This is a genomic window from Pedobacter kyonggii (genome assembly GCF_004310665.1).
Lineage (GTDB): Bacteria > Bacteroidota > Bacteroidia > Sphingobacteriales > Sphingobacteriaceae > Pedobacter > Pedobacter kyonggii.
Genome location: NZ_SIXF01000005.1, coordinates 117,350 through 134,078, shown reverse-complemented (window position 1 = coordinate 134,078; position 16,729 = coordinate 117,350). Strand labels below are relative to the sequence as shown.

Sequence of the window (16,729 nt, the reverse complement as noted above, 5' to 3'; positions counted from 1 at the left end):
TAAATTGAGTTGCGGTCTGTGAGGACACAGACCGGGGGATAATTCATTAAATAAATAAAAATTAATAGAAAGGCATTTAGATCATCTCAAATCCATTATCTAATGTCTCAAATCACATAGCATGAAACCTTTTTTAGACGAAAATTTTCTTTTGCAAAGCAAAACTGCTGAAAAGCTTTATCACAATTTTGCAAAATCATTGCCGATTATCGACTACCATAATCACCTTATTCCAGAACAGATTGCCAATAACACTCAGTTTGCCAATATCAGCCAGGTTTGGCTTGCTGGCGATCATTACAAATGGAGAGCCATGCGTGCCAACGGTGTTGATGAAAAATACATCACTGGTATAGGATCAGATTATGAAAAATTTGAGAAATGGGCAGAAACTGTTCCCTATACTTTACGTAATCCTTTATACCACTGGACACATTTGGAACTTCAACGTTATTTTGGCATAACTGATTTACTTTCTGGAAAAACGGCACAGAAAATTTTCGACGAATGTTCTGCGAAATTGCAGACACCTGAATATTCTGTACGTGGTTTGCTGGCCAAAATGAATGTAGAAGCCGTTTGTACTACGGATGACCCTTTGGATAGTTTAAACTATCACCAACAATTGGCAAGAGAGGGCACAAACCTTAAAATGTTACCGGCTTTCCGTCCGGATAAAGCGATGAATAGTGACGATATTGAAGGCTTAAATGAATATATCGACAAACTAGAAAGCGTTGTAGATAAAACAATCAGTAGCTTTCAGGATTATATCGATGCTTTAAAAAGCCGTCACGATTACTTTGCGGCAAATGGTTGTTCGGTTTCTGATCATGGTTTAGAGCAGATTTACGCTGAAGATTATACAGAAGCAGAAATCGCATCAATTTTTGATAAAATCCGCAGTAAACAACATATTTCTTACGAGGAAAACCTGAAATTTAAATCGGCTATGTTGGTTTATTTTGCGGAATGGGATCACGAAAAAGGTTGGGTACAACAATATCATTTAGGTGCACTGCGTAATAACAATGCCCGGATGTTAAGACAATTAGGCCCTGATACCGGCTGGGATTCGATCGGTGATTTTAGCCAGGCCCGAATGCTTTCTAAATTCTTAAACCGTTTAGATAATCAGGATAAACTGGCAAAAACCATTATTTACAACCTCAATCCTGCTGATAATGAATTAATTGCAACCATGATCGGGAACTTTAACGATGGTTCGGTTGTGGGTAAAGTGCAATTCGGTTCGGCATGGTGGTTTTTAGATCAAAAAGACGGCATGATCAAACAATTAAATGCATTATCGAACATGGGGCTGCTGAGCCGTTTGGTGGGTATGCTTACCGATTCGCGCAGTTTCCTTTCTTTTCCCCGTCACGAATATTTCAGAAGGATCGTTTGTAACCTCTTTGGAGAAGACATTGAGAACGGCGAATTACCTAACGACTTGGAGTGGGTTGGCAAAATTGTTCAGGATATTTCGTACTTTAACGCAAAAAATTACTTTAAATTTTAACCAAAATAGGGCTTTAAAGAGGTATTTCGTTGGAATCAAATCATTTCAATCGTTTTCCTTCCATTTTCATACCGTTGCAGAAAACAGCATGAAATACGCCGATTAGATACAAAAATGAGCACCCAAATATTCGCTTCATCCAAAAAAGGAAAAAAAGTTTTAAGCTTTGGTGAAATACTTTTGCGCATCTGTCCCGATATGGATGGCCAGTGGTTAAAAGAAAATAAATTACCATTTTATGTGGGCGGTGCAGAGCTGAATGTAGCAACAGCACTGGCACTTTGGAATGTTCCTTCAACTTACTTATCGGCTGTGCCTGATAATTCGGTAACCCGTGAAATTGTAGATTATCTCGAGGCAAGGAACATTGATACTACGCCAATGGTCTACCATGGCGAGCGCTTGGGTTTATACTATCTTCCGAAAGGGAAAGACCTTAAAAATGCAGGCGTAATTTACGATAGGGCAAATTCGGCCTATGCAGATTTAAAAGTTGGCCATATTAACTGGGATCAAGTTTTTGAAGGCGTTACCTGGTTTCATTTTAGTGCTATATGCCCGGCAATAAATCAATCTATTGCTGATGTTTGCTTAGAAGCTTTAAAAGCGGCAAGTGCGAAAAATATTACCATTTCGCTCGATTTAAACTATCGCGCCAAGCTTTGGAAGTATGGTAAAGATCCGATTGATGTGTTACCCGAACTGGCTCAATATTGCACCCTGATTATGGGCAATGTGTGGGCCGCCAATAAAATGTTGGGCACTGCACTTCACGAAGATTTAACACCAACTGAGGGTTATGCAAAGGAAACGTTACTGCAACAGGCAACAGATACTTCTAAAGAAATATTAAGTTTGTTTCCGTCTTGCAAGGCGGTTGCAAATACATTCAGGTTCGATCATGGTAAAGGTATCAGGTATTATACTGCCATTTATACTGCTGATGAATTAACAGTTTCAGAAGAATATGTTTCTGAAGAAATTTTAGATAAGGTGGGTAGTGGCGATTGTTTTATGGCCGGCCTGATTTATGGCTTCTACAACCAATTATCGGCCAAAGAAACCTTAAATTTTGCCACCGCAGCGGCATACGATAAATTATACATTCCAAGCGATGCTACAACCAGTACTGTAGCCGATATAGAAAAAAGAATAATACGCAATGATTAGCAACAAGCACAAAATTTTAGATGCCATTTTAGAGCAGGGCATGTTACCCCTTTTTTATCAGGACAGCGAATCGGGTAGCGTAGAAATATTACGCACTTTGTATAAGGCAGGTGTTCGTGTTTTCGAATATACCAACCGAGGTAAATCGGCCCTGCCGAACTTTAAAAAGTTGAAAGAAATCCGTGATGCAGAGATGCCCGATCTTTATTTGGGTATTGGAACCATTAAAACACCTGCAGATGCAAATGCATTTATCGAAGCTGGAACAGATTTTATTGTGGCACCGATCGTAAATCCGGCAGTTGCCGAAATTGCGAACAAAATTGGTATGCTTTGGATCCCTGGCTGCATGACCCCGACTGAAATCAGTGTCGCTCAAGAGCACAAAGCCATGCTGATTAAAATTTTCCCTGCCAATATTTTAGGCCCTGAATTTATTTCATCAATTAAAGATCTTTTTGCCGGACAGCTGTTTATGCCAACTGGTGGTGTGGAAATTAATGCCGACAACCTAAAAACCTGGTTTAAATCAGGCGTTTGTGCCGTAGGTATGGGCAGTAAATTAATCAGTAAAGATGTGATGAGCAAAGGTCTTTACGAAGAGTTATTCGACAATACAAAATTAGCGCTTGACTTAATTCAGCAGAGCAAATAAAAATTTAACACACCTAACCAAATGAACCAACCCAAAACAAGCAAGTACAGATGGACCATATGTTTGCTTTTATTTCTAGCTACGACTATAAATTATTTAGATAGACAGGTACTTTCTTTAACCTGGACAGATTTTATTAAACCAGAATTTCACTGGGATAATAATGATTATGGAAATATTACTGCCCTATTCTCTATTTTCTATGCAATATCGATGCTTTTTGCAGGTCGTTTGGTTGATAAACTGGATACCAAAAAAGGCTTTTTATGGGCAATAGGTGTTTGGTCTGTTGGGGCCTGTTTACATGCCTTTTGCGGTATTGCAACTGCAGGGATCATCAATGGAAACTGGTTTGTAGGCTTTGAGGGTGCTAAAGATGTTATTGCCCGAGTTAATGATACCGGAATGGTGGTATCGGTAAGTGTTACCCTATTTATTTTTGCCCGTTTTGTATTGGCTGTTGGAGAGGCAGGAAATTTTCCCGCTGCGATTAAAGCTACTGCCGAGTATTTTCCTAAAAAAGACAGGGCATTTGCAACCAGTATTTTCAATGCAGGAGCTACTGTTGGTGCACTAGCAGCACCGATTACCATTCCTTTTATTGCAAAAGCTTATGGATGGGAAATGTCGTTCATCATTATCGGTGCACTGGGTTTTCTATGGATGGGACTATGGGTGTTTGTGTATAACAAGCCTGAATTGCATAAAAGAGTTAGTCCTGAAGAGCTGGCTTATATTCAGCAGGATGTGATTAACGATCGTAAAATGGCTGATTATGTAGAAGAGACTAAAGAAAAAGTTTCTTTTATCGACTGTTTTAAATATAAACAGACCTGGGCTTTTGCTTTTGGTAAATTTATGACAGATGGGGTGTGGTGGTTCTTTTTATTCTGGACACCTGCTTATTTAAAATCTGTTTATGGAATGGATTCTACGCAAAGTGCCCTTCCGTTATTTGTACTTTACATGATTACCTTACTGTCTATTATCGGTGGATGGTTACCAACCTATTTCGTTGATAAAAAAGGTATGAACCCGTATGAAGGTAGAATGAGAGCGATGCTGATTTTTGCATTTTTTCCGCTTTTAGCCTTAGCGGCACAACCTCTTGGGCACATTACCTATTGGATTCCGGTAATCATTATCGGTATTGCAGGTGCAGCTCACCAGGCATGGTCGGCAAATATATTTTCAACCGTAGGCGATATGTTCCCTAGAAAGGCGATTGCTACCATTACCGGTATCGGCGGTATGGCAGGTGGTATCGGCGCCTTTATTATCAATAAAGGCTCTGGTTTATTGTTTGATTATACAGGCAAAAACGAGATTGTTTTTATGGGTTTTAAAGGAGAGGAAGCAGGCTATTTTATTATCTTCTCTATCTGTGCGGTATGTTACCTCATTGGCTGGACTGTAATGAAAACCTTAGTGCCAAAATATAAAGTTATCGAACTAAAATAATTTAAAGGCCGAGGCTTAAGGGACATAAGCAATCCTGATACCCGGCCTTTTTACAACAGTAAATCTATACTTAAACTATAGACTTAACATTAATTTAACCCTAACAACAACCCCAAATTGAGTACATCGCTAAACCTCGAAAGTATTTTCGTTGAAGAGAGCCAGATTCCAGATGAATTTAGGCTCAAGGAAGAAATCAATCAAAAAGAGTTTCTTTCCAATGGAGAAATGAAACCATGGAATGGACCATTTAATGAAGTGTTTTCTCCGGTATGCGTAAAAACCCCCGAAGGCTTAAAACGAAAGCGTATTGGCAGTTTCCCTGTTTGTACAGAAAAAGAGTCAACAGAAGCTTTAGATGCAGCTGTAGCCGCTTATGATAACGGCCGCGGACAATGGCCAACCATGAGCGTTGCTGATCGGATTAGCTGCGTAGAAAACTTCACTCATAAAATGATTGAGCAAAAAGAAATTGTTGCGAAATTGATTATGTGGGAAATCGGTAAATCTTATGCCGATTCGGTTAAAGAGTTCGACCGTACGGTTGAGTATATCTATGCCACTATTGATGCATTGAAAGATATCGACAGGCAGTCGTCGCGTTTTGAAATAGAGCAGGGAATTGTTGCTCAGGTTCGCCGCTCTCCGCTGGGTGTGGTGCTTTGTATGGGGCCGTTCAACTATCCGTTAAACGAGACTTTTACTACGCTTATTCCAGCTTTGATTATGGGCAATACGCTTTTATTCAAACCACCTAAACACGGTACTTTATTGCACTACCCTTTATTGGAGGCTTTCCGTTCCAGCTTCCCTAAGGGTGTTGTAAATACGATATATGGCCGTGGCAATACTATCGTTCCAGGTTTAATGAAATCGGGAAAAATTAATGTACTTACCTTAATAGGTTCGAGCAAGGTAGCCAACGAACTGAAAAAACTGCACCCTAAAGTGAACCGTTTACGGGCAATTTTAGGTTTGGATGCGAAAAATGCGGCTGTCATAACTAAAGATGCAGATCTTGACCTGGCGGTTTCTGAAACCGTTTTAGGTTCGCTTTCTTTTAACGGACAGCGTTGTACTGCGATTAAAATCGTTTATGTTCACCGCAGTTTAGCACAGGAGTTTTTAAAACGTTTATCTGTCGAGGTAGAGAAACTGAAATTTGGTATGCCATGGGAGAAAGGCGTAAACCTTACACCGCTGCCTGAGCTGAACAAACCTGAGTATTTAAAGGAATGTATTGACGATGCTGTTTCGAACGGCGCTAAGGTGATCAATAAAAATGGTGGACAAACCTTAGAAACCTTTGTTTATCCAGCCATTATGTATCCGGTAAACAGCAATATGAAACTATACCGCGAAGAGCAGTTTGGTCCGATTGTTCCGGTTGTTCCGTTTGATGATCTGGAAGAGCCTATCGAATATTTAATCGGTTCACCACATGGCCAGCAGGTAAGTATTTTTAGTAATAATGCTGCGGTAATTTCTTCATTGATCGATCCTTTGGTTAACCAGGTAAGTCGCGTAAATATCAACTGCCAATGCCAACGCGGACCAGATGTTTTCCCTTTTACCGGTCGTAAAGACAGTGCTGAAGGAACGCTTTCTGTAGTGGATGCATTGCGTTCGTTCTCGATCCGTTCGTTGGTAGCAACCAAATTTACAGATGATAATAAAAAGTTATTGAATGAAATTGTTAAAGGAGATGATTCGAACTTTTTAAGCACGAAGTACATTTTTTAAAGGATAATCGTCATTGCGAGGAGGTACGACGAAGCACTCTTAACACCAAGAATTAATTGTCAGTTCTTGAAGATTGCTCCTTCGGCTGAAAAAGCCTTCTCGCAATGACGGTTTTTCTATTCTTTAGCTGTCATTCTGAACGCAGTGAAGAATCTGTGAGCCAATAACACAAAATCTATATTAGAAAGAAATTTCTATAACAAGCGGTACTTTAATAAAAAGATCCTTCACTGCGTTCAGGATGACAACTGATGTGTTTTACTTCAAACTCTTCACCAAGTTCAACTTTAACTCTTTAATTCCTTTCACCACCAACCCCGCAACTTGTTTAGCCCCTTCTGGGCTTAAATGTGTATTGTCTTTCTTGCCATTTGGGTAGTTCACATTTCCCGAATCAACGTAATTGAATAATTTAATGGATGGCTCTTCACCTAAGCGATTTAATAAACTTTCGGTTTTAACCAGCATATCAATTAATGGTACATTTAACGAATCGGCAACCTGACGGGTTATGCGTGGATAATCGCCATGTGAATCCATCAAAACTCCATTTTTAAAGCTTCTGCGCGAAATTGGCGTAAGTAAAACAGGAAATGCTTTTTTGCTTCTGGTTTCTTTTACATAATTAACCAGATTGATCTTGAAATCTGCTAAGGATACACCGACAGCTGGTTTATCAACTTTCTCATCGTTGTGACCAAATTCGATAAAAACATAATCGCCAGGGTTTAACTCGGCCAATATCGGGTCCCAACGCTTTTCGGCCCTGAAAGACTTTGTACTCCTTCCGTTCAAAGCGCGGTTATCAACGGTAACATCAGCCTTGAAATAAGACTGTAATGCCATGCCCCAGCCTGTTTCCGGATATGCTTTTTCTTCTTTATTTGCTGCGGTAGAGTCGCCAATGATATAGAGTTTTGTTTTCTTTGGGATAACGGTAAAAGACAGTAAAAGAGCTAAAGTTCCGGCAGCTAAAATTTTAAAGAAATTTGTTTTCATATTGTCTATTGATCTATAAATGCAGGGGATTCCATTGATCCGCTCCGCCTAATATATTTTTTAAAGTATAGTTTTTTACCTCTTTATCTGTTAATTGTTTTGTCCAGGGCAACCTCGTTTTAGGTAAGGCACCGCCCCCCGTATTTTTATATTCTGCATAAAAAACGGTCAATTCCTTATTAGGGAACATTAGATCGCCTTTCCATGGATTCCAGCCCTCGGGTAAAATATGTTTCCCCAGATCGCAGTTAATGAATACCGTTTTTGCATAAGGCCTCCATGGTCTACCGAGGTAAGCTTTTGTTACAGTTTCATCTGCAATGAGCGTACAATTTATAAAAACAAATCCGAATTTTTGTGTCGCTGAAGTTGATGCTGCGGTAACATAAGAATCACTTAAACTTTTGATGGTACAATTTTGAAACACAACTGTGGCCTTTCCAAAAATAAAATCGGTTGTGCCTTCGATATAGCAATCCTGATAATATTGACGGCTATTTTCAATCGCAGCATAAAGCGTATCCTGATTGCCTAAAAACCTACAGTTTTTTGCTATAAAACGATCGCCTTCTACGTGCAATGCAACAGCCTGCCCAACCCGACCCGATGAATTGATGATGGTTAAATTTTCCAGATGGATATCATTGCCCTGAACCAGTACCGTGAATGAAGTATATGTGCTGAATTTGATGTTGCCAAAATCATCTTCACCCTTCGGGTTTGGCTTCCCTGAATAATCTCCACAAGTAATAATGGTATTCTCGGCATTTTCTCCAATAATAGAGATTTTGATCTTCCATGATGGAATAATTAGTTTTTCTTTATATATGCCGTTTTTAACATGAATTTTAACTTCCTTCTCGCCTAAGTCTCTTGCCGAATTAATAGCCTCCTGGATGGTTTTGTAATTTCCGCTTCCGTCCTGTGCAACGGTTATTTCTGAAGGATATTTAGGATCCTGGGCATGGAGATAGAGAAAGGGAACGGTAACTAAGATAAGTACTACAATAAATTTCAGATAGGATATTCTTGTCATTCTCATCGATTAAGTCTAGCGCATAAAGTTCATTAAAAAAGGGCAGATTAAAACCTGCCCTATAATTTTGTTAGTATGTCCACCTTGGATCGCCTATTGCCCCCCCGTTGCTTCCCGCACTTCTTAAAGGCGAACCAACAGCTAAGGTAAAATCAGTTGTTGCAGCTGTCCAGTCGGTATTTATGCTTTGATTACTGGTCAAAGTTGCTGGTCCAAAAGTTAAAGCCGTGCCATTTGTTAAGGCTGTAAATAAGTTGAAATAATTACTGTTCGAAATTTTTATTGAACTTCCTGCTCCAGTACTTCTAATCGCTGCCGCCACTACGGTACCAGATTTTGGTGTATTGGCAAAAATACTGTTTAAAATGCTAAAGTTGATCGGGTTAGCATTTGCGTCTAACAGGGCGTACTTGGCATTGCCACCAAAACCATTAAAGGTCGAATTCGTGATCGCAACTGTCGGGATAACATCTGCTGTATAAGTGGTGCTCGCTGTAAACAGACCAGGACCTGCATTGTAAAAAGTAGATTTAGATATGGCAAGGGTATTGAACTGCATTTTATTTAGGTGAAAAGTATAATATGCAGATGAACCATTTAAGCCCATGTCGTAAACAATCGAATTATTAACCGTAATGCCTGTGATTTTAAAATCGCGGGCGGCCGCGCCTCTATCACCTCTTAAAAATGACGTTACAGAGCCATGTGCAATACAGTTATCTACCACTACATTGGTAAAAGTTGCTGCTGCACCATTGGCGGTCTGTGCGCCAATAAAATTAATGAAATAAAGCGATGCACTGGCTGTTCCATCAAACTCAATACCCGAAAGCGTTACGCCTGCCCCAGTACCCTCTAAATCAATTTCCCTATAATTTACCTTGGTATCGGTTGGGTTGCCTGATGTTGATCTTATGGTAATGGTTTTTTGCGTGATGAAAGTGGTTGCCGACAGGGTGTAGGTGCCTGGGTTTAAACCAATAATTGCACCATTTGTCGCACTGGCAATCGCAGCAGCCAGGTCATCACCAGCATTTAATTTTACCGTATAGGTAGTTGGAGCAATGGTAGTAAAAGTGGCAATTCCTTTGCTTTTCGTTCCTGCAAATAGTTCGGCGGTATATTTTGTCCCTGCTGTTAATCCTGCTATCACTTTTAATCCTGCCGAGGCATCAGTAGTGCTTAAGGCTATCGTGGTTGCCGTTCCGCTTTCAGGGCTTAAAACGATCGATGTTAAACCAATGGTTGGGGTATAACGCAGCGTAATGTTATTCTCTTTAATTTCGTTATCCCTGATGGCCGTAAAAAGTTGAATCCCGGTTAACTGAAAAACGCTGCTACGTATATATTTCGATTCAGGCTGGCTTTCGGTTGCGTTGGCTTTAACCCTTGCATAATATTTGGTTCTTACCGCTAAATTTTCTTCAGTTACCGTTACTCCGGCCGTATCGGCTGTAGTAGTGTAATTCACTGTAGCAAATAGCGAATCTGTAGAGAAATCGATACTGTATTTAAAGGTTTTTCCAGTCGACATTAAAGGAACTGTCCAGGTTAACTTCGCTGAAGTTTCGCCAGCGGTGATTTTCACATCGCTTGGCTTAAATATCCGTGCTGGTTCTGTTGGAATATCTTCTTCCTTTTTGCATGAAGAAGTTACCGCAACCATCAATAATAAAACGACGAATTTAAACCCCAATTGATTTATAAATGTTTTCATAATTAATATCTAGTTAATAACCAAAGTTTTGAGCCATACTCGGATTTTCGATCAATGTTGTTTTAGGATATGGGAAAAGTTCCTTTTTATTTGCTTCGAAGTAAAAAGCAATTCCCGTAGAAGTGCTGGTTATGGAGTTTTCTTCTGTGACAGCCCTTCTCCAGTTTTTAGTAGTATAACCCGCAGGGGCTGTTGAAGTATTTAATCCTGGTGAGGCAAACACATTATTTGGTACGCCACCATAGAGATCGAGTGTGGCCACCTCGTTTACGCTTGTTCCCAACAGGTAATTCCCCTCTTTGGCATAAATATAATTCGGTACATTGGCATAATCGCCGGTTCCTGCAATTAAAGCACGAATTTTAGTACGTGTTTCTTCAAATTTACTACCTAGTAAATTCCAGCGGATTAAATCATATTTACGGATACCCTCTCCTCCAAACTCCAACAACCGTTCTTTCACAATCGCGTTGAAAAAGCCATTTTTATCCATTGGCGTCACCGGAATCTGACCTTCAAAGCCAGCGTAGGCACGTTTCTGCACCTCTTGTAAGGCCGTAACCGCAGTCGCGGATGGCGCTCCGTTAATTTCATTATCAGCCTCTGCATACATTAGCAATACATCGGCAAAACGTAACATTGGCCAGTTTACCCCAAAAGTTTGAGCAGCAGAAGAGTTGTTAAAAGTTGTCCATGATTTGCGGAATTTTCCATCCGTCATGTTAAACAGGGTATTGATGATTTTTTTTGATGTTGCGGTAATTTCGAAAACACCGATGGTTACATCCCTGCGGCAGTCTTTGGTTACATCAAATTCGTAAAAGTAAGTAGGGATAGCATTCATACCGCCACCACCTGAACCAAAAGTTGAGGCAGAGTTAAAGCGGATGCCGTTATAATAACCTAACTTGCTATCGGTAGAGGCGTTGCCGCCAAAAGCAGCTACTTCAAACATCAGCTCGTGGGCGTCATCGTAGCGGGTTGTGGTATGCAAGGTTTTAAATACATTTTCATAAACGGGATTCAGGCTGTGCTCCGAACGGTGGTTCATAATATCCAAACACTCATCAAAAGCAATTTTATAATAAGTTAAATAATCAGCACTGCGTTCCATAGTATGGTTGGCCGACCTTAGCGAATAACCGCCTCTGGCTAAAGCAATACGGGCCCTTAAGCCTTTAATTGCACCTTTTGTATAACGAAAACTGCCGTATTCTGTGATTCCACTTCTCCATGGCACCAGATCCTCAGCCATTTTTAAATCTGCGATAATCTGATCATAGGTTTTATTGCGGTCTACATTTGGGCCATACAACGTTTCGGCATCTGCAGAAGGCACAAAAGACGCAGGTACATCACCCCAGTTACGGATCAACTCATAAAGAAACTGTGCTCTTAAGGTTAAAGCTTCGCCATAATAGCGTTTCATAATCGTTTTGTCAGCCTCAGAACCATTGGTATAAAGACTAGAGGCCGGGATAAATTTGATACAGATGTTCGCACGCTCCACGCCTGCATATAACTGTAAAAATGGGTTGATCAGATCGGTATTGTCTGAACTTGCACCGTACATGCTAATTCCTCTTCGATCGGAAGAGCTATAACTTCCCGAGGTTTTAAAATCATCGGCCGTTAAACCAAATAGTGTAGATATGCGGCTTCCGTAGCCATTGTCTCCACAAAGCCGATTGTAAACGGCAATAATTGCCGCATTGGTATTTGCTGCACTTTCAAAAACAACATCCGGACTGGAAGTTGATGGCGATTGTACATCTAAATATTTTTTACAGGAAGTAGTTATGCTCAATGCTCCAACAGCAATTACCATTAAAGCCGATTTTATAAATTTATTGTTCATTTTCTTTAATGTTGAGGTTAAAATACCATGTTAATACCAGCAAGAATATATCTGCTGCGCGGATAAGCAGCGTAATCTATACCCGGCGTAAGTGGATTCGATCGGCGGGTATTTGCTTCAGGATCGTAGCCCGTGTACCCCGTTATCGTATATAAATTATTAACTGTTCCATAAACCCTTAATTTTGAAATGAAACCTGTTTTTTTAATTAAACCTTGTGGCAAGGTATAACCCAATGTTACATTGCTGATCCTTAAAAAAGAGCCACTTTCAATAGCGTAAGAGGTTAAAGCATAGTTTCCTCCTGTAGGTGTCCATAGGGAAGTATTGGCGTTCATGGAAGTTAATAATGCCGGATCTGTTACCTTTACGCCATTGGCATCAAAGTTCTGCCAGCGATCGTTCATCACCGCAAGTAAATTGTTGTCTTTAACGTTGTATTGTGAGGTAAACTCTATTTTGTTGGCGTTGTATACCTTGCTTCCGTAGCTAAAATTTACAAATACCGTTAAATCAAAGTTTTTATAGGCAAACTGATTGTTAAAACCGCCAGTGAATTTCGGCTGTGCCGTACCTAAAACCGTTCTGTCGTTATCCCCGATCATCATACTTGATGAAGAGGATAGTTTTTGGACTTTCATGTCGCCTGGCTGAGGATCACGATTACCCAATAATACCCTGCTATTTGCAACAGTTGGCTTAAGTGTATAGGTATAAGCACCAGTGTTTGTGTTTTGCACATAGGTAAAATCATCAACAGTATATCGCCCATCCGAAACAAAACCGTAGAACTGACCAACAGGCTGACCCACTTCGACTTTAAAATCGCCCAAACTGTTTACCCAACCTGATTGTGTGATGTAAGAGCTTACACCTCTTTGTAGTTCAACAATTTTGTTCTTGTTGAATGAAATATTGAAACTGGTATTGTAGCTAAAGTCTCTGGTTTTAACGGCCTGATAGTTTAATTGTAGTTCGAAACCAGTATTTTGGGTTTTACCCACATTTTGCTGTTGTGTGGCATAACCCGTAGTTTGTGGCACGTTTGCATTTAAAAGTAGATTTTTTGTTCTGTTATCGTAATAATCTAAATTAAGCGATAACTTGTTTTTAAATAAATCGATATCAATACCCAGGTTTTTAGAGATATTGGTTTCCCAGGTGATGTTCGGGTTAGATAAAATATTTCCGGTAGCTGTCCCCGAAATTAAACCAGTTGATACTGATCCATCTGTATCGGCATAACCGCCCGTAGTAGAGCTTAGATAAAACAATGTTCTAAATAAATCCTGACCAATACGGTTGTTCCCTGCTGCGCCATAACTAAATCTAACTTTAAAGTTATCTAACCAATCGAGGTTCATATCTTTTACAAATTTCTCTTCCGTTACCCTCCAGGCAACCTGGGCTGATGGGAAATAACCCCATTGTTTGCCTGCTGCAAATAACGAAGAAGCATCTGTTCTGAAATTTACGGTCGCCAGGTATTTATTTCTAAAACCGTAAGAGGCCCTGCTAAATACCGAAAACTGTCTGGTGCCAGAAATTAATGATGTTGGCCTATCCTGAATAGTATTGGCAGGTGGGCTACTTACAAAAGCATCTTCGGCTGAAATATCGATCGGTAAAAATTTAAGTACTGTTGTTCTCGAATCGATATCGACCATGTTAATTTCCTGGCCTACCAATAAATCCAAACTATGGTCTTTACCCAGATTTGGTTTGTAATTAATGGTATTGGTATTGATAAAAGATTTTTGGGCTACCGTATCTAATTGAATCGCAGGTAAGCCCGCATTGTTTCTGGCCACGTTACTTACTGGGCCATTAAAGGTATTGATGTGCCTATTGGTTCTATTATATCCAACTGTACTTTTAATCGTTAAGTTTTTAAGAATCGAATATTGCACATAACCACTGCTGATTAAATCGTTCCGATAATCGTATTTTAGTTCCTGGTTGGCTAAAGTGATCGGATTGGTCAGTCCTGTAGTTAAATAATCAGCGTCGAATAAATCGCCAGAATCGCTTCCGCCAGAATAGGGCTGATAACGAACCGAATTTCTTAAACGGTTAGTTCCCTGCGAACCTGTAGAGGTTGTACCTACACCATCAATGCGTTGACCGCTGTAACGGGCATTTAGGCCAACCCTGAATTTATCAGAAAATTTATGGTCCAAACGCATCGAAGCAAAAGTTCTCTTATAACCAGAATTAAGCATAATACCATCTTCTTTTGTATTATTTACCGAAACATTGTAAGTGGTTTTAGAAGTACCGCCTGATAGATTTAAAACTTCGGTATTGCTCCATGCCTGACGACCGAAAACTTTGTCCTGCCAATCGATATTCGGGATATTTTTATAGATATCTAAATCTTCAAACGTACCATATTTCTTTGTAAATGTGTCTTTAACATCCTGATTGGTATTATTGTTGTAAAGTTCATATTGATACTTAATAAACTCGTAAGGGTTCATCACATCCAGTTTATTTACAATCTGTCTTGCACCTGCATAAGCATCGAAAGAAATAATCGGCCTGCCTTTCTTACCGCTTTTTGTGGTGATAATAACCACTCCATTGGCGCCTCTACTACCATAAATCGAAGTAGATGCCACATCTTTCAAAACGTCGATAGATTGGATTTCGTTAGGCGATAAAATAGACAAGGCATTTTCTACCTGGATACCATCTACGATATAAAGGGGAGAGTTATCGCCCGTAAGCGAACTACCACCACGTACTTTAATTACAATTTCGGCACCTGGGCTTCCCTCTGTTGTGGTAACCGATACCCCTGCAAGTTTCCCGGCTAATGCCTGCGCTGCGGTACTTACAGGGAACTGATCAATATCTTTTCCTGTAATGGAAGACACTGAACCCGTTAAGGCTTCTTTACGTACAGATCCGTAACCGATGTTTACAGTAACCTCTTGTAAAGTGTTGGCATCTTCTTCTAATGCTACGTCTATTTTATTCTGTTCCCCTACAGTAACATTTTTGGTTTTGTAACCCACATAGGTGAAAGTTAAAATAGCGCCTTTACCGGGAACGGTAATCTTGTATGCTCCATTGGCATCTGTGCTGGCACCGGTTTTGGAATCTTTTACGTTCACACTAACGCCTACCAATGGCTGCCCATTAGTTTTATCTTTTACAGTACCGGTAACCTGCCTGGTTTGTGCCCGTGCTAGAGATAATCCAAAAAAAGAGAAAAATGCTAAAAAGAGTAGAACTCTGCTCATAAATTATTTATTTGAAGTGATTTGGTTATTTTAAGATGCTGCAATCGCTTGCATGTAGAATATAATTCTATTTCGGAATGTTATTGTTTATTTATATTTGGTTACGTTGATGTAACAATTTTACAAACTAAAAATCGTTTGAAACCATTTTTAACTAAAAAAGTGTGCAAACGTTCCCAAAAACGTAGATATGACGTTTATTAATGTTGCTCATCCAATCCTCTTAAAGAGATTTTTTTTGTAACTTGTACGCAATACACAACATGAGATTTGAAACATCTACCATAAAAGATATAGCTAAAGCATTAGGCCTGTCTACCTCTACAGTTTCCAGGGCTTTAAGAGACCGTTACGAAATTAGTGAGGAAACCAAAAAACTGGTTTTGGCTTATGCCGAAAAGGTTAATTACCGCGCTAATCCAATCGCCAGAAGTTTAAAGGAGCGGCGTAGCTATTCTATCGGCATTATTGTAAGTGAAATTGCCAACAACTTTTTTTCGCAGGTGATAAATGGCATTGAATCCATCGCTTATGACAAAGATTATCATGTCATCATCTCTCAAAGTCACGAATCTTATAAGCAGGAGAAACTGAATGTTGAGCACCTTGCATCACGTTCTATTGATGGTTTATTAATTGCACTTTCTTCAGAAACACAGGATATTAATTATTTAAGAGATTTATACGCCAAGGGCTTACCAATTGTTTTTTTCGATCGTGTGCCTAAAGATTTTGAAACCCACAAAGTAATCGCAAATAACTTTAAAGGCTCTTTTGATGCCACAGAACATCTTATCTTATCTGGAAAGAGAACAATTGCCCATTTAACCAATTCCGAAAACCTTTCGATAACAAAAGAAAGGTTAGAAGGTTATAAAGCGGCCTTGGTTAAATACCATATCGAATTTAGACCTGAACTGGTTAAATATTGCCAGCATGGCGGTATGCACAGCGCAGAGCTGGAACAGGCGGTTAAAGAACTTTTGCCGTTACAGCCAGATGGGATTTTTATTTCAAGCGACCGCTTAACCACAGGCTGTATTATGGCCCTAAAGAAAACCAATCCTGAGGTAGCACATAAAATCGCAATCGCGGGTTTTACAAATTCTAACCTGGTCGAATTGTTTTCACCATCTCTAACCTCGGTTAAACAACCCGCATTCGAAATGGGGCAGGTGGCTACCGAACTGTTAATCTCAATGATTGAAGCCAAAAGGCCGGTAACTGAGTTTGAAACAAAGGTTTTGGATACAGAGTTGGTGAAGAAGCGCTGAACGCCAGGCGGTTGGCGCATGGCATAGAACGATTGGGGTATAATTA

11 protein-coding genes are annotated in these 16,729 nt (G+C 39.8%); 6 read left to right on the top strand and 5 right to left on the bottom strand.

Annotated elements, in window-relative coordinates; translation table 11 throughout:
* The first annotated feature begins 121 nt into the window (after positions 1-121).
* From uxaC to EYS08_RS07570, 5 genes are all read left to right on the top strand, one after another.
* Positions 122-1,522: a glucuronate isomerase gene (uxaC, locus tag EYS08_RS07590; protein WP_131029452.1), complete on the top strand. Its 1,401-nt coding sequence runs from the start codon at positions 122-124 to the stop codon at positions 1,520-1,522.
* Positions 1,523-1,636: 114 nt separating this feature from the next.
* Positions 1,637-2,692, top strand: a complete 1,056-nt coding sequence (locus EYS08_RS07585; RefSeq protein ID WP_131029451.1) for a sugar kinase — start codon at positions 1,637-1,639, stop codon at positions 2,690-2,692.
* Positions 2,685-3,347 (top strand): bifunctional 4-hydroxy-2-oxoglutarate aldolase/2-dehydro-3-deoxy-phosphogluconate aldolase, encoded by a 663-nt coding sequence (locus tag EYS08_RS07580; protein WP_193419254.1) that lies wholly within the window; start codon positions 2,685-2,687, stop codon positions 3,345-3,347. The genes EYS08_RS07585 and EYS08_RS07580 overlap by 8 nt, the downstream gene beginning before the upstream one ends.
* 21 nt (positions 3,348-3,368) lie before the next feature.
* Positions 3,369-4,808: an MFS transporter gene (locus EYS08_RS07575; protein ID WP_131029450.1), complete on the top strand. Its 1,440-nt coding sequence runs from the start codon at positions 3,369-3,371 to the stop codon at positions 4,806-4,808.
* Positions 4,809-4,925: 117 nt separating this feature from the next.
* Positions 4,926-6,551 carry an NADP-dependent glyceraldehyde-3-phosphate dehydrogenase gene (locus EYS08_RS07570; protein WP_131029449.1) on the top strand — a complete coding sequence of 542 codons (1,626 nt, stop codon included), beginning with the start codon at positions 4,926-4,928 and terminating at the stop codon, positions 6,549-6,551.
* Between the two features lie 258 nt (positions 6,552-6,809).
* On the opposite strand, the gene EYS08_RS07565 is transcribed toward EYS08_RS07570, so the two are convergent.
* The 5 genes from EYS08_RS07565 to EYS08_RS07545 form a co-directional block, all read right to left on the bottom strand.
* On the bottom strand, positions 6,810-7,550 hold the full coding sequence (locus tag EYS08_RS07565; RefSeq protein WP_131029448.1) for a rhamnogalacturonan acetylesterase: 741 nt from the start codon (positions 7,548-7,550) through the stop codon (positions 6,810-6,812).
* 13 nt (positions 7,551-7,563) lie between these two features.
* A complete protein-coding gene (locus EYS08_RS07560) occupies positions 7,564-8,586 on the bottom strand; it encodes a pectinesterase family protein (protein ID WP_131029447.1) in 1,023 nt (340 codons plus the stop codon).
* 70 nt (positions 8,587-8,656) lie between these two features.
* A complete protein-coding gene (locus EYS08_RS07555) occupies positions 8,657-10,303 on the bottom strand; it encodes a DUF4957 domain-containing protein (RefSeq protein ID WP_131029446.1) in 1,647 nt (548 codons plus the stop codon).
* A gap of 13 nt (positions 10,304-10,316) precedes the next feature.
* Positions 10,317-12,161: a RagB/SusD family nutrient uptake outer membrane protein gene (locus tag EYS08_RS07550; RefSeq protein WP_131029445.1), complete on the bottom strand. Its 1,845-nt coding sequence runs from the start codon at positions 12,159-12,161 to the stop codon at positions 10,317-10,319.
* Between the two features lie 17 nt (positions 12,162-12,178).
* Positions 12,179-15,409 (bottom strand): SusC/RagA family TonB-linked outer membrane protein, encoded by a 3,231-nt coding sequence (locus EYS08_RS07545; protein WP_131029444.1) that lies wholly within the window; start codon positions 15,407-15,409, stop codon positions 12,179-12,181.
* A gap of 263 nt (positions 15,410-15,672) precedes the next feature.
* Here EYS08_RS07545 and EYS08_RS07540 point away from each other — a divergent pair, with 263 nt between their 5' ends.
* Positions 15,673-16,683, top strand: coding sequence for a LacI family DNA-binding transcriptional regulator (locus tag EYS08_RS07540; RefSeq protein WP_131029443.1), 1,011 nt, complete (start codon positions 15,673-15,675; stop codon positions 16,681-16,683).
* Positions 16,684-16,729 lie beyond the last annotated feature (46 nt).

What these genes read in the sequence shown, in the direction of transcription:
- uxaC (WP_131029452.1), top strand. Translation starts at nt 122, where the DNA reads ATGAAACCTTTTTTAGACGAAAATTTTCTTTTGCAAAGCAAAACTGCT.
- EYS08_RS07585 (WP_131029451.1), top strand. Translation starts at nt 1,637, where the DNA reads ATGAGCACCCAAATATTCGCTTCATCCAAAAAAGGAAAAAAAGTTTTA.
- EYS08_RS07580 (WP_193419254.1), top strand. Translation starts at nt 2,685, where the DNA reads ATGATTAGCAACAAGCACAAAATTTTAGATGCCATTTTAGAGCAGGGC.
- EYS08_RS07575 (WP_131029450.1), top strand. Translation starts at nt 3,369, where the DNA reads ATGAACCAACCCAAAACAAGCAAGTACAGATGGACCATATGTTTGCTT.
- EYS08_RS07565 (WP_131029448.1), bottom strand. Translation starts at nt 7,550, where the DNA reads ATGAAAACAAATTTCTTTAAAATTTTAGCTGCCGGAACTTTAGCTCTT.
- EYS08_RS07560 (WP_131029447.1), bottom strand. Translation starts at nt 8,586, where the DNA reads ATGACAAGAATATCCTATCTGAAATTTATTGTAGTACTTATCTTAGTT.
- EYS08_RS07555 (WP_131029446.1), bottom strand. Translation starts at nt 10,303, where the DNA reads ATGAAAACATTTATAAATCAATTGGGGTTTAAATTCGTCGTTTTATTA.
- EYS08_RS07550 (WP_131029445.1), bottom strand. Translation starts at nt 12,161, where the DNA reads ATGAACAATAAATTTATAAAATCGGCTTTAATGGTAATTGCTGTTGGA.
- EYS08_RS07545 (WP_131029444.1), bottom strand. Translation starts at nt 15,409, where the DNA reads ATGAGCAGAGTTCTACTCTTTTTAGCATTTTTCTCTTTTTTTGGATTA.
- EYS08_RS07540 (WP_131029443.1), top strand. Translation starts at nt 15,673, where the DNA reads ATGAGATTTGAAACATCTACCATAAAAGATATAGCTAAAGCATTAGGC.